The sequence below is a fragment of the uncultured Roseibium sp. genome (assembly GCF_947494555.1).
Taxonomy (GTDB): Bacteria; Pseudomonadota; Alphaproteobacteria; order Rhizobiales; family Stappiaceae; genus Roseibium.
In genome coordinates this window covers 216,231-228,266 of the sequence record NZ_CANLVF010000007.1, presented here as the reverse complement: position 1 = coordinate 228,266, position 12,036 = coordinate 216,231, and the positions used below count along the sequence as shown (strand labels likewise).

15 protein-coding genes and 1 tRNA gene are annotated in these 12,036 nt (G+C 56.2%); 11 read left to right on the top strand and 5 right to left on the bottom strand.

The annotated features are described in order from the left end of the window. Positions 1–82: 82 nt before the first annotated feature. Positions 83–502, top strand: a complete 420-nt coding sequence (locus Q0915_RS28390) for a RidA family protein (RefSeq protein ID WP_299482776.1) — start codon at positions 83–85, stop codon at positions 500–502. Positions 503–729: 227 nt separating this feature from the next. Here Q0915_RS28390 and Q0915_RS28385 read toward each other — a convergent pair whose 3' ends face one another. Continuing rightward, positions 730–1,176: an Hsp20 family protein gene (locus Q0915_RS28385; protein WP_299482778.1), complete on the bottom strand. Its 447-nt coding sequence runs from the start codon at positions 1,174–1,176 to the stop codon at positions 730–732. Positions 1,177–1,447: 271 nt separating this feature from the next. Between Q0915_RS28385 and Q0915_RS28380 the strand changes: the two genes are divergently transcribed. Beyond that, positions 1,448–1,915: a hypothetical protein gene (locus Q0915_RS28380; protein WP_299482780.1), complete on the top strand. Its 468-nt coding sequence runs from the start codon at positions 1,448–1,450 to the stop codon at positions 1,913–1,915. A 98-nt stretch (positions 1,916–2,013) separates the two neighbouring features. After that, positions 2,014–3,123 carry an alpha/beta hydrolase gene (locus Q0915_RS28375; protein WP_299482782.1) on the top strand — a complete coding sequence of 370 codons (1,110 nt, stop codon included), beginning with the start codon at positions 2,014–2,016 and terminating at the stop codon, positions 3,121–3,123. Between the two features lie 13 nt (positions 3,124–3,136). On the opposite strand, the gene hisN is transcribed toward Q0915_RS28375, so the two are convergent. Continuing rightward, positions 3,137–3,937, bottom strand: a complete 801-nt coding sequence (gene hisN / locus Q0915_RS28370) for a histidinol-phosphatase (RefSeq protein WP_299482784.1) — start codon at positions 3,935–3,937, stop codon at positions 3,137–3,139. 271 nt (positions 3,938–4,208) lie between these two features. Next, a complete protein-coding gene (locus tag Q0915_RS28365; RefSeq protein ID WP_299483418.1) occupies positions 4,209–5,054 on the bottom strand; it encodes an N-formylglutamate amidohydrolase in 846 nt (281 codons plus the stop codon). A gap of 294 nt (positions 5,055–5,348) precedes the next feature. Here Q0915_RS28365 and cpdR point away from each other — a divergent pair, with 294 nt between their 5' ends. The 5 genes from cpdR (at position 5,349) to Q0915_RS28340 (ending at position 8,087) form a co-directional block, all read left to right on the top strand. After that, complete coding sequence (cpdR, locus tag Q0915_RS28360) at positions 5,349–5,708, top strand: cell cycle two-component system response regulator CpdR (protein WP_299482788.1); 360 nt, start codon at positions 5,349–5,351, stop codon at positions 5,706–5,708. A 135-nt stretch (positions 5,709–5,843) separates the two neighbouring features. Continuing rightward, positions 5,844–5,918, top strand: a tRNA-Val gene (locus tag Q0915_RS28355). A gap of 153 nt (positions 5,919–6,071) precedes the next feature. After that, positions 6,072–6,197 (top strand): type B 50S ribosomal protein L36, encoded by a 126-nt coding sequence (gene ykgO / locus Q0915_RS28350; RefSeq protein WP_006932207.1) that lies wholly within the window; start codon positions 6,072–6,074, stop codon positions 6,195–6,197. A 173-nt stretch (positions 6,198–6,370) separates the two neighbouring features. Beyond that, positions 6,371–7,021 carry a tetratricopeptide repeat protein gene (locus Q0915_RS28345; protein ID WP_299482792.1) on the top strand — a complete coding sequence of 217 codons (651 nt, stop codon included), beginning with the start codon at positions 6,371–6,373 and terminating at the stop codon, positions 7,019–7,021. Positions 7,022–7,082: 61 nt separating this feature from the next. After that, entirely contained in the window at positions 7,083–8,087 is a 1,005-nt protein-coding gene (locus Q0915_RS28340; RefSeq protein ID WP_299482795.1) for an alpha/beta hydrolase, read from the top strand. Between the two features lie 47 nt (positions 8,088–8,134). On the opposite strand, the gene pyk is transcribed toward Q0915_RS28340, so the two are convergent. Continuing rightward, positions 8,135–9,571 carry a pyruvate kinase gene (gene pyk, locus Q0915_RS28335; protein ID WP_299482798.1) on the bottom strand — a complete coding sequence of 479 codons (1,437 nt, stop codon included), beginning with the start codon at positions 9,569–9,571 and terminating at the stop codon, positions 8,135–8,137. After that, positions 9,568–10,056 (bottom strand): DUF1036 domain-containing protein, encoded by a 489-nt coding sequence (locus Q0915_RS28330; protein ID WP_299482801.1) that lies wholly within the window; start codon positions 10,054–10,056, stop codon positions 9,568–9,570. Before Q0915_RS28330 ends, pyk begins: the two co-directional genes overlap by 4 nt. A gap of 424 nt (positions 10,057–10,480) precedes the next feature. Here Q0915_RS28330 and Q0915_RS28325 point away from each other — a divergent pair, with 424 nt between their 5' ends. The 3 genes from Q0915_RS28325 (at position 10,481) to Q0915_RS28315 (ending at position 12,036) form a co-directional block, all read left to right on the top strand. Continuing rightward, positions 10,481–11,290, top strand: coding sequence for an N-formylglutamate amidohydrolase (locus tag Q0915_RS28325; protein WP_299482805.1), 810 nt, complete (start codon positions 10,481–10,483; stop codon positions 11,288–11,290). A 36-nt stretch (positions 11,291–11,326) separates the two neighbouring features. Beyond that, on the top strand, positions 11,327–11,623 hold the full coding sequence (locus Q0915_RS28320; protein WP_299482808.1) for a DUF1244 domain-containing protein: 297 nt from the start codon (positions 11,327–11,329) through the stop codon (positions 11,621–11,623). Positions 11,624–11,769: 146 nt separating this feature from the next. Next, complete coding sequence (locus Q0915_RS28315) at positions 11,770–12,036, top strand: DUF2312 domain-containing protein (RefSeq protein WP_299482811.1); 267 nt, start codon at positions 11,770–11,772, stop codon at positions 12,034–12,036.

Here is a 12,036-nt window from a genome sequence, read left to right as displayed (position 1 = left end):
TTGCTCTTTACAACAATCACAGTCGGTTTGATGAACCTCTGTCGCGGCATTTCAGTAGGAAGAGTGTGTTGGAGGCGAAATGATGCCGACTGGTTTTGAAGCCGAAGACGTTTGGAAGGCGCATGGGCGAGGGTTCCAGATGGGTGCAGTCCAGCCAGAGGGAGTCGTCGTCCATCTGACCGGGCAAGTGGCTTGGGACAAGAATGAACAAATCGTGGGTGTCGCCAACATCGATGCGCAAACAAGGTGCTGCTTTGAGAACATTCAAAAGCTGCTCGCTGAGGTCGGTGGAAGGTTGGATGACATCGTGTCGATAACAACCTACTTCACGGATAGTGCACAAATGCCGGCAATCCAGAAAGTGCGCTCAGAGTTTCTGAGCGAAGGATCAGCACCTGTCTCGACATCCGTTATGGTGGCAGGCCTTGGGCACGAGGACTTTCTCGTCGAATTGACGCCAATTGCCGTTATCCCAAAAGAGCGCTTTCACCTTCGAGACTAGGGGGCATTCGTTTCGAACGACGGCGGATGCTCAAAGCTCATGCGCGGCTCTTTGCTTGGGCGAAGCGATCCGGTGAGCGGGTTATCGCATCAAAATTGGTTCAGTTCGCGGGCTTACTACTGGCTTCAGGTCTGCTCTGACGGACAGAGGGTTGGAAATACTCAAAAAGGGCGCCTGGTCCCCCAGACGCCCCGATTATCCGCATTTTCATTTTTTGCGCTATGCAGTTAGTGTGCCTTGGATTCGATCTGCTTCGAAGCGCTGGACGCAATTTCAATCTTGCGTGGCTTCATGGCTTCCGGAATTTCCCGGACCAGATCGACATGCAGCAATCCGTTTTCCAGGCTAGCGCCGTCCACACGTACGTGTTCGGCGATCTGGAAGCGGCGTTCGAAGGTCCGCGAGGCGATACCGCGGTACAAAATTTCCTTGTCGGAGTCTTCCTCCGCTTTTTCGCCTTTGATCGTCAGCACGTGTTCCTTGGCTTCGACCGAGAGTTCTGCGTCGGTAAAGCCTGCAACTGCCATCGTGATGCGATAGGCGTTTTCGCCGGTGCGCTCGATGTTGTAAGGCGGATAGCTCGGCGTATCGCTGCCGGCGGTATCCAGCATCGAGAAAAGACGGTCGAATCCGACCGTTGAGCGGTAAAGAGGGGAGAAGTCCAAGTGACGCATTTAAGTGTCCTCCTTTGAGCAACGGATACTTCACTGATTTTCGTCTATTCCCGACCCCCAAACTGGCGGGACGGGAGGTTGTTGCAGACCCATTTTGGCGCCTGCATGCATGAGGTGGGCATTGCGCAATTTGATTTCAAGGGCGCTGCAACCGGGTGCGCGAAAGACATGAACGTAAGATGAATAGGGCCTTCCGGTTCGGTTCAACCGGAATGGCGCATCTTCGGATCAACGTCAGCAAGATGCTGGCGATTGGATCAGGAGATTTGCCATGTTTACGATTGCTTCAAAACTGTCAGCCCCCATCGCCGGTGCCATCTTGCTGGCAACCGTCGGATTTGCACCTTCCGCATCCGCGACTACCATGTCGGGCGCAAAGCAAATTCACGCATCGTCAGATGCTCAGGTCATCCAGATCCACCACAAGAAAAAGGGCGGAAAACGCAAGGGTCATGGTTGGCAAGGTGGACATGGCGGTGGCCATTATTCCCTCGGACCGCGTCAGATCCGCCGGAGTTTGCGTCATCGCGGCTTTCACCGGATCCGGATCATCGATCGCCGTGGGCCGATGTATATCGTCAAGGCTATCGGCTGGAGGGGATGGCCGGTCAGGCTGGTCGTCGATTCGCGCAACGCGCAGATCGTTCGCAGCCGTCCGATCGGGCAAGGCAGGCACGGCGGGTATGGCGGCCGTGGTGGCCATGGCGGTCAAGGCGTCTACTGGCAGTTCCGCTGGTAATTTCCTTGCAACAACACCATAACTTCAGGGTCGGCTCGTTCGAGAGCCGGCCCGAAGTCTGTTGTCCGGCGGGCTGAAGCCCGTTATCACGTGAGACCATGAGTCTGATTCATCATCCCGAAAATCCCGTGCCCAACGGGGCGCAAACAGGGTTTGTTTCAACACCCGACGGCATCAAGATCCGCTACGCATGCTGGGCAGCAACCGGAACGCAGCGACTTGGGACTGTGACTGTGTTGCAGGGCCGGGCGGAATTTATCGAGAAATATTTCGAAGTCGTCGAAGATTTGCGCGGGCGTGGGTTCGATGTTGTGACGTTCGACTGGCGCGGTCAGGGCGGGTCCCAGCGGATCACCCGAAACCCAAGGCGCGGCTATATTTCAAGTTTCAAGAAATACCGGCTCGACTTGCGCACTGTCTTGAAAGAAGTGTCGCTTGCGAATTATCCCGGACCGCATTTTGCGCTCGCCCATTCCACAGGTGGCCTGGTGCTTTTGTCTGACACGGAGAGGCTTCGAACCATGTTGGACCGCGCGGTCATCACCGCGCCGTTGCTCGGCCTGCCTTCCGGGGCTCACGCACTCGGTCTGGTCGATGCAAGACGCCGCGTTCTGCGCACACTTACCTTTGGCCTTCTGGGCAGACCTCCGTTGAAAGCGGGCGGACCGAAAACATCGGCGGCTGTCGAGAAAATCGGATTTCCACTGGCACGCTTGTTTTGTCTGCTCGGGTTTGGATGGCTTTATGTTCCAGGCGGCAACAGCAAGCTGTTCGTTTCATTTGAAAAAAACAGGCAGACCTCTGACAGAACCCGTTACGAGCGCTCAAACAAGGTTCTGGAGCATGCGCCAAAGCTCGGCGTCGGCTCGGCGACTTTCGGCTGGTTGAACGCGGCTGCGCGTACCATGATGCCCCTTAGAAGACGCGGTGCGGGCCCAGGCATCAAACTGCCATGTCTCATGCTCGCCGCCGGGGGGGACCGAATTGTCTCAACACCGGCAATCGAGGACTTCGTCGCCCGCACGAGATCGGCCGCCTATGTCGAGATACCCGGTTCGGCTCATGAAATCATGATGGAGCGAGACGTCTACCGGGACCAGTTCTGGGCGGCATTCGATGCGTTTATTCCCGGTCTTGAGGCCGAACAGGAACTTGCAGATAGCCGCCTGAAAGCAACGGCCACGGTCGGAAGCAAGGCCAAACGCTAAAAGCGGCGCGAAACTACGCCGCTTTGGAAAGCTCCGTCAAAAGAAGGTCGTGAAGCCGCGGATTGCCACTTGCGACGATCTGCCCGCCTTCAGATGGTGAACCGCCGGTCCATGTTGTCACGACACCGCCGGCGCCTTCGACAACTGGAACAAGTGCGACAATGTCATATGGAGCAAGACCGGACTCGATGACGGCATCGCCGTGTCCTGCCGCCACCATGCAATAAGCGTAGCAGTCAGTGCCATATCGGGCGAGCCGGGCAGTTCCTTCAATCCGGTCATAGGCCTGGCGTTCCCTTTCGCTGAAAAGGGCCGGTGTCGTGGTGAAAAGAGTGGCATCTTCGAGCGTGTCGCAAGTCCTGGTGGCGAGTGCCCTGGTTCCCTGCGGGCCGTGAAACCAGGCGCTTTTTCCATCGCCGGCAAAGCGTTCACCGATGTAAGGCTGAACCATCATCCCAAGACTGGGGACGCCGCTTGTTCTCAAACCGATAAGCGTCCCCCAAGTGGGCAACCCGGTAATGAACGCCCGCGTTCCGTCGATTGGGTCGAGCACCCAGACGTTTTCCGCATCCAGGTTCTCCGGGCCGTGCTCTTCCCCCAAAATGCCGTGGTCGGGATGAGTGCTGTTAATCAATGCCCGCATGGCGGTTTCGCCGTTCTTGTCCGCAATCGTGACAGGGTCAAAACCGGTATCCCACTTGTTGTCGATTGCGAAGCCCTGGCGGAAATGCGGCATGATGGCCTGTGTCGCGGCATCCGCGAGCACGTCGAGGAAGGGCGCGAGCGGGTTCGAACTTGTCGCGGACGAGGTCATTGGTTTTTCCTAGTCAAACACGTTTCGTGAGGAGGCAAGTGCCCGGTTTTGCCGTTTGTATAACCTGATCTGCCAAAAATTGAATCTGCAAAACAGCATAAATTGCCTATAGTTTGTACAGTACACCAGCCCTTTCAGACTTGACCTTTGTGCACTGCGGTGCGATTTTATTGCGGTGCGATACTCGTATCGCATCGCCCTCCTTGGGCGTTTCCTCCCTAGACTCGGGCCGCCTCTTTTTGAGTGCGGCCTCTTTTTTTGTCGGGTGGTTTTATTCTGCTGCGATAGAGTCGGCGGGCAGGGCGGCGTCCGGCATGGCCACAAGTTCGCGGGCGAATTCGCGAAGGTTGTGGAACAGATCCTCAAACCCTTCAGAACGTTCGTGAGTGGCTTCGTTCATGTAGAGCCCGCGATTGATTTCGATCTGCAGCGCATGCAGCCCACTTGCAGGGCGTCCGTAGTGTTCCGTGATAAAGCCGCCGGCATAGGGTTTGTTTCTGCTGACGCTGTAGCCCATGTCCCGCAGGATGGAGCAGGCGAATTCGGTCAGCTCCCCATTGCAACTGGTTCCGTATCGATCCCCAAGAATGAAATCGGGCCTCGCATCCGTCGTTTGGCATTTGACGCTTGAAGGCATTGAATGGCAGTCGATGAGTACCGAATGTCCGAATGTGACATGTGTTTGCGCAAGCAGCCGGCGCAGCGTCGAATGATAGGGCTTGTAGATTTCCTCAATTCGATTGAGGGCTTCTTCCACCGGGAGCCGGTGGCGGTAGATTTCATGGTTCTCGCTGACGATCCGGGCGACGGTACCCAATCCACCTGCAACACGGATCGAACGGATATTGGCGTAAGACGGCAACCGGCCATCAAACATCTTGGGATCGAGTTCGTAGGGTTCCCGGTTCACATCGAGATATGCGCGCGGGAAATGAGCCCTCAGGAGTGGTGCGCCCAAGGGAACAACATGTGCGAACAGGTCATCGACAAAGGCATCTTCCGAGCGCCGTATCGAGCTTTCGTCCAGACGCGAGGATGCGAGAAACGTTCTGGAATATTGCCGACCTGAATGCGGTGAATTGAAAACGAAAGGAATCCGTTGGTCGGCGGGGCACAGGACCTCAAATGCCGGTGAGCCGTTGAAATCGGCTTCGAAAGGTGCATCAAATGTGGGCCGCGTTTCGTCCGTCAAATTGTCTGTCCCGCTTTCTTTACTTCCGGTTCAGGCCTCTCCAGATACTTCTGGAAGCCCTAGGCTATGGTGCCAAGGAATCAACACGCAGTCCACAGTCACCCGATCAAAACCTTTGAAGAACCAATTCTCCCTATCATTCTGTGGAATTCGAGCTATAACCGGCAAAAGGTGTAACCCGATGCCGCCAAAACGAAAGATGAGGAATGGTCGTTTACAATGCCGCGTATCCTGCTAGCTGAAGATGATAACGATATGCGCCGGTTCCTGGCGAAGGCCCTGGAAAATGCCGGCCATGATGTCGTCTCGTTCGACAATGGCAGAAGCGCCTATGAACGATTGCGTGAAGAACCGTTTTCCCTGCTTTTGACAGACATTGTCATGCCGGAGATGGATGGTATTGAGCTGGCACGGCGGGCGACAGAACTGGATCCCGACCTGAAGGTCATGTTCATTACCGGCTTTGCAGCGGTTGCGCTCAACCCTGAATCCGAGGCGCCAAAAGACGCCAAGGTATTGTCAAAACCTTTTCATTTGAAAGACCTTGTGCAGGAAGTGGAGCGCATGCTGGCGGCCTGATTAACGCGAACGCAGCAAGGCCTTTTTGAACGGGAAATTTTGACAGTTCGGTGAAGAACAGGGTTGCGCTGACTGACGATCCCCGTTATATCGCACTCCACCACGGCGCGGCGGCGCCGGACTACCGAGAAATTCGGGCGTGTAGCTCAGCGGGAGAGCACTTCGTTGACATCGAAGGGGTCACAGGTTCAATCCCTGTCACGCCCACCATGGTTGCGCTGACTGACAGTTTCAGGACGCGCCGGGTGATCTGAAGATTGGCGCATTCGTGCTGCTGCTTCCAGGGCATCCAAATTGAATGTGAGCGCCTCAGGCGCTCATTTGGTTTAAAGTAACAGGATCACCCTTACGGGGGACAGTGACATGAAGATCAAGAACTCGCTCAAAGCGTTGATGACCCGCCACCGGGATAACCGCATGGTTCGCCGGAAGGGCCGCGTATACATCATCAACAAGAAAAACCCGCGCTTCAAGGCACGCCAGGGCTAATCCCGGCGCTGTCGGCCGCGCGTCTGTGACCTGAAAATTCCTTCAATGCGAAGCGCTTAGTCAGCCGACGGTAGCGCGGAAGGGTTTCGAAAAGGCGCTGCGCACGAAGAAGTGTCAAATTCCCGGATTGACCGCCGCGTTCAACGACCCATAATCGTTGAATGCGGATTTTTGTGCTTACACTCCTCCTTTCCATAGCGCCTGCAATTGCAGGCGCGCAGCCAGTTCCGGACCTCGGACCGGAAGTGGAGCCTCCATCTGCCGAAGACTTCAGCCCGCTCCCTGACGACCCGCCGGATGCGGGCGGCCAGGTTGTTGTTGAAGAGACCGACCCTGAAGAAGAACAGTCGCGATTGGATCAGCTTTTTGCCGATCTGGCTGAGTCCGAAGGACCAAAGGCTTCGGAGCGGGCGGCGCGTGAGATCCAGAGGATCTGGATGGAATCGGGCAGCGATACCGTTGACATTCTCATGTCGCGTGCAGGCCAGGCAATTCAGACAGAAGATCATGCGCTTGCGCTCGACCTTCTCGATGTGGTCGTTGTCCTGAAGCCGTCTTATGCGGAAGGATGGAACCGCAGAGCTACGGTTCATTACATGCGTGAAGACTTCGGTAAGTCGCTCGTCGACATTGAACGCACTCTTGCGATCGAACCCAGGCATTGGGGCGCGCTTTCCGGGTTGGCGATCATACAGCGGCGGCTGGGATTCGACACGGATGCCTTGCTGACTTTCAAGCGGGCGCTAGAGGTCAATCCAGGGCTGGAGAATGCTACGGAGGCGATCGAAGACCTTGAAAAGAAAGCTGAGGGCGCACCTGCCTGAGATCTGTGAATTTGCCTTGTCTTGATAATCGGCGAGCGGATGCTATGTCCGCGCTATGTTCATGATTTTCTTTTTTGTTGTCGCTACACCGCTGTTCGCCGCGTTTTTGTACACGTTCTTCCGGGTCCGGGAAATCAATCGCCAGATCAGACCGGACGGATCCTTTGCCGAGGTCGGCGGCGCACGGCTCCACTATCATTTTTACCGGTCGGACGGCAGCGACCCTGATGCACCAGTTCTGGTCTTTCTCCACGGGGCGAGCGGAAATGCATATGATACCCGCTTGGCGTTTTTGGCATCGCTCAAGAACAAGTACGATTTGCTGTTCATCGACCGTCCAGGCCTGGGATTTTCGACCGGGCAAGGCGCGCTGCACGATTTGCCCGAAGGACAGGCACATGTTCTTTCGCTTCTTTTGGAAAGGCTCGAAATCGACAACGCGATCGTCGTTGGTCACTCCCTTGCCGGGTCTGTGACAGCAGCGCTTGGTCTCTGCGCGCCGGACAGAGTAAAGGGTCTCGTTTTTCTGGCGCCGGTGAGCCACGAATGGCCAGGAGGTGTCAACTGGTACTACACCGTTGCATCCTGGCCGGTCCTTGGCGCGATTTTCTGCTGGACACTGACACTGCCTATCGGACAGGGACAGGCAGCAAAGGCCCTGACGAATGTCTTCCTGCCGGACGGCGCGCCTCAGGGCTACCCGCGTGAGATGAAGTTGCCGCTGTTGTTCAGACCGGCATCTTTTCGCGCCAACGCACGCCAGATCGCCTTCTTAAAACGGGCGGTCATAAGCCAGTCGAAACGATATTCCGATATCCGCCAGCCCGCACTTGTCGTGACAGGTACTCACGACACTGTCGTCTGGCCGTCGATACATTGCGAGGGGCTCATTCGGGACCTTCCGAATGCAGAGCTGTTGATGCTCGACCTGGCGGGACACATGCCTCATCACACCCATACGGACGTTATCATCAGGGGGATCCAAAGGCTGGCGAAAAAGGTGGAGAGCACCGACAACGGCACTCACTTGGCTCCGAAAGCCGAAGGCTCGCTGGACAGAGTCTGACCGGCCGTCAATCAACGCCCGGTCAGGTTATTCAAACGATTAAGGGGTCAAATTCCGCCCTGACCGTCATTGCCGACAAAGGCAATCCGCAGCATGTTGGTTGATCCGGGCGTTCCGAAGGGGACACCGGCAGTCACGATGACGCGCTGACCCGGTTTGGCAAACCCTTCGGAGAAGGAAATGCGGCAGGCGCGATCGATCATGTCTTCCTCGTTTGCCGCATCTTCACTGACAACACAGTGAAGACCCCAGCCAAGCGAAAGGCGCCGAGCTGTCGCAAGGACCGGAGACAAGACGATCACGGGTGAGGAGGGGCGTTCGCGCGAAGCGCGCAGTCCGGTCGCGCCCGATGTCGTGTAGCAGACCACTGCAGCGAGATTGAGTGTTTCGGCAATCTGACGGGCGGCGGCCGAGATGGCATCCGCACCGGTTGCTTCCGGCTCTGCCCGCTGTGCATCAATGATCGTGCGGTAGTTGTTGTCCTGTTCGACCTGCTGGGAGATCTTGTCCATCGTCGCGACGGCCTCGATGGGAAAATCACCGGCTGCAGATTCAGCCGACAGCATCACTGCGTCAGCGCCTTCGAAAACCGCCGTTGCGACGTCGGAGACTTCCGCCCTGGTGGGCACCGGCGCGGAAATCATCGACTCCAGCATCTGCGTTGCAATAACGACCGGCTTGCCGGCACGGCGGCAAGCACGCGTGATGCGCTTCTGCAGGCCGGGAACCTGTTCTAGCGGCATTTCAACGCCGAGGTCGCCACGGGCGACCATGATCGCGTCTGACAGCTCAATGATCTCGTCGAGGCGCCCAATCGCCTGGGGCTTTTCGATCTTTGCCAAAACACCGGCGCGGCCGCGGGTAATCTTGCGGACCTCCGCCAAGTCGTCGGGGCGCTGAACAAACGACAGCGCAACCCAGTCAACATTCTGGTCGAGAGCCGCAATGAGATCTTTATGGTCCTTTTCCGTCATGGCGCTGGTCGCGATTTCGGAGTCCGGAACGCTGACGCCTTTGCGATCGGAAAGCTTGCCGCCGACAATGACCTCGGTAACTGCCTTGGTCGGGCTAGCCTCAACCACATTCAGCTGGATCTTGCCGTCATCAAGCAGCAACCGGTGACCTGGTTCCAGTGCCTGAAGAATTTCCGGATGTGGCAGGTGCACGCGATTTACATCTCCACCGGACGTGTCGGCGTCCAGCGTGAAAGTTGCACCGTTTTCAAGCATAACGGGCCCGTCGGAGAACGCGCCAACCCGTAGTTTCGGACCTTGCAAATCGGCCAGAATGCCGATTGGCCGCCCAACTTTTCCCTCAACAGAACGGATTCGCTCAACGAGCAGCTTTAGACGATCATGATCTGAATGGCTCATGTTGATGCGGAATACGTCCGCACCCGAGCGATAAAGATTTTCTATGATGTCTTGTTCTGAGGAAGAGGGTCCGAGAGTTGCTAGTATCTTGACTCGCCGGTTTCGCCTCATCGCCCACCTGTTCCTTGTTGCACGGGTTCGGTCAGCTGGACCGTCCAACTGCTTTGTTCACCCGTGTCGATTTCAAAAAAGCCTGTCCGCTCAAAGCCACGAGCAACGCAGTCTTCAATCCCGCGAATGGTGAACTCTTTCTCACGGGTGCACATGAATGCACGGCCGCCCCATTCGCCAAACTGGTCGTAATCAACTGCGTAGATGTAATAGTATCGTGACACCAGGGCTCCCGGCACCAAAGTCTCGCAAGAATTTGAGGCAAGGTTCCACCAGCCCTCAGTGACCCAGTCAGTCTTGTCCTTGTAGCCGATGGCCACGCCGACCTGACTGTCCGTTTTGTTGCAAAGCCTCAGATCTGCCCTGGCTTCGTCACTGGAAGTTGAGAAAAACAGCAATGCGAGGAAACCGGCGACAATTGTCCTCAAGGGCGTGCCAACGCGCGCCCGAGACCATCCATGGTACCGTTCCCCAACCTCAAACATTTGCAGTCGTTCACTTTGCTGCTTTACTGACATTCGCTTTTTGCGTCGACAACAGGGTCTTGTCAACGTCGTTAACGGGTTTTAGTGCAGGCACCCACCCAATCATGTTTCCAAAATCCGTTCAAAAAATTCTGCCCGCAAGAACGATAACGACACCTATGTGGCCAGAATTGGGGCGGGAACAAGGCAGTTTCCCCGCTGATAGGGCTTAGCCGTCAATAAAGGGTATAGATTCAGGTCTTTGCGGTGCAAAAGGCGTCTGAATTCACAGAGTTTTCCCGAGAAGCCACCAATTCTGTGACGGCGTTCGAATCGTGATGCCGAACTTGCGCAATTTGCGCATTCAGACTTGGTTCTTCGCGCGGATTGACGTAAACCTTTTCGCCTGCGCATCCCGCGACTGCAATTTTCCACGAAGCCTGACATGACACAGACAGCAGCAATGGCTGGCGAGATCTTTGAGCCGACAGAGTATATTGCCGGAGACCTGACTTCGGGGGTTCTGCTGCTATGCGATCATGCCTCCAATGCCGTGCCGTCCGGGTACGGCGACCTGGGGGTCGCGCCTGAGCAGTTTCAGCGGCATATCGGTTTTGATATCGGTGCGCGTGCGGTTACGCTCGAGCTGGCAAAACAACTTGAAGCACCTGCCTGCATGACGACCTTTTCCCGCCTGTTTATCGATCCGAACAGGGGTGAGGACGATCCGACACTGATCATGCGGTTGTCCGATGGTGCTGTTGTCCCTGGCAATGCAAGGGTGGATGCGAGCGAACGTGCCTTTCGCATAGAACAGTATTACAAGCCCTATCACGACCTTGTAGACCAGACGATCGACAAGATGATGGAAGTGACTGCGCCGCCGGTCGTGGTTTCGATACACAGCTTCACACCAGCCTGGCGCGGTGCGCCGCGTCCCTGGCATGCCACGGTTCTCTGGGATAGCGATCCAAGGGCGGTAACGCCGATGCTGGATGGGCTTCGGGCCCAGGACGACCTCGTCGTGGGCGACAATGAACCCTATGACGGGGCTCTCAAAAACGACACAATGTACCGGCACGCAACGCGCCGGGGTCTGGCCCACGTGCTGCTTGAATTGCGACAGGATCTGATCGCGACCGACAAAGGACATTCAGAATGGGCGCATAGACTTGCGCCGCTGCTGCGCCGGATCGCCAGCCTGCCGGATTGCCGGAAAATCAAATACTTCAAATCCCGAACCGACACATATTGAATGGCGGTGGAGCAAAGCGAGGGAGTTTTTGTTGCGATGGACGATCAAACGAAATTGGAATTGGAAGCTGCGGTGTTCAGACGTCTTGTCGATCATCTGCGCAAACGTACCGATGTTCAGAACATCGACATGATGAATCTGACGGGATTCTGCCGGAATTGCCTGTCGAACTGGTATCAGGACGCTGCACAGGACAAAGGTCTAGACCTTGAAAAAGCCGATGCGCGTGAAATCGTTTACGGCATGCCCTACGGCGAATGGAAAGACAAATACCAGACGGAAGCGTCCGCCGAACAGAAGGCCGCTTTTGAGACGAACAAACCTGAGCATTGAATTGAACAAGTGCTGTGCATGGTTGACGGCGGAAGTCGAGTCTGGCACGGGACAGCGCGGAACAGGATTGTCTTTCGGTTGGGCCAGAGATCAACTGGCACCGGCCGCAGACAGATCAAGAAGAATGAATAAGGAGAAAGTGTTTCATGTCCGATCCAGGTGGAGTTGCAGCAGACCAGCTGCGGGCATTTGTTGAACGCATTGAACGACTGGAAGAAGAAAAGAAGGTGATTGCCGACGACATCAAGGATGTCTATGCGGAAGCCAAGGGCAATGGGTATGACGTGAAGATCATGCGCAAGATCGTCTCGCTGCGCAAAAAACAACCTCACGAGCGCGAAGAGGAAGAGGCTGTTCTCGACCTTTATATGCACGCCCTTGGAATGGCAGGCCCGGTCGCCCCTGAGGGCTGA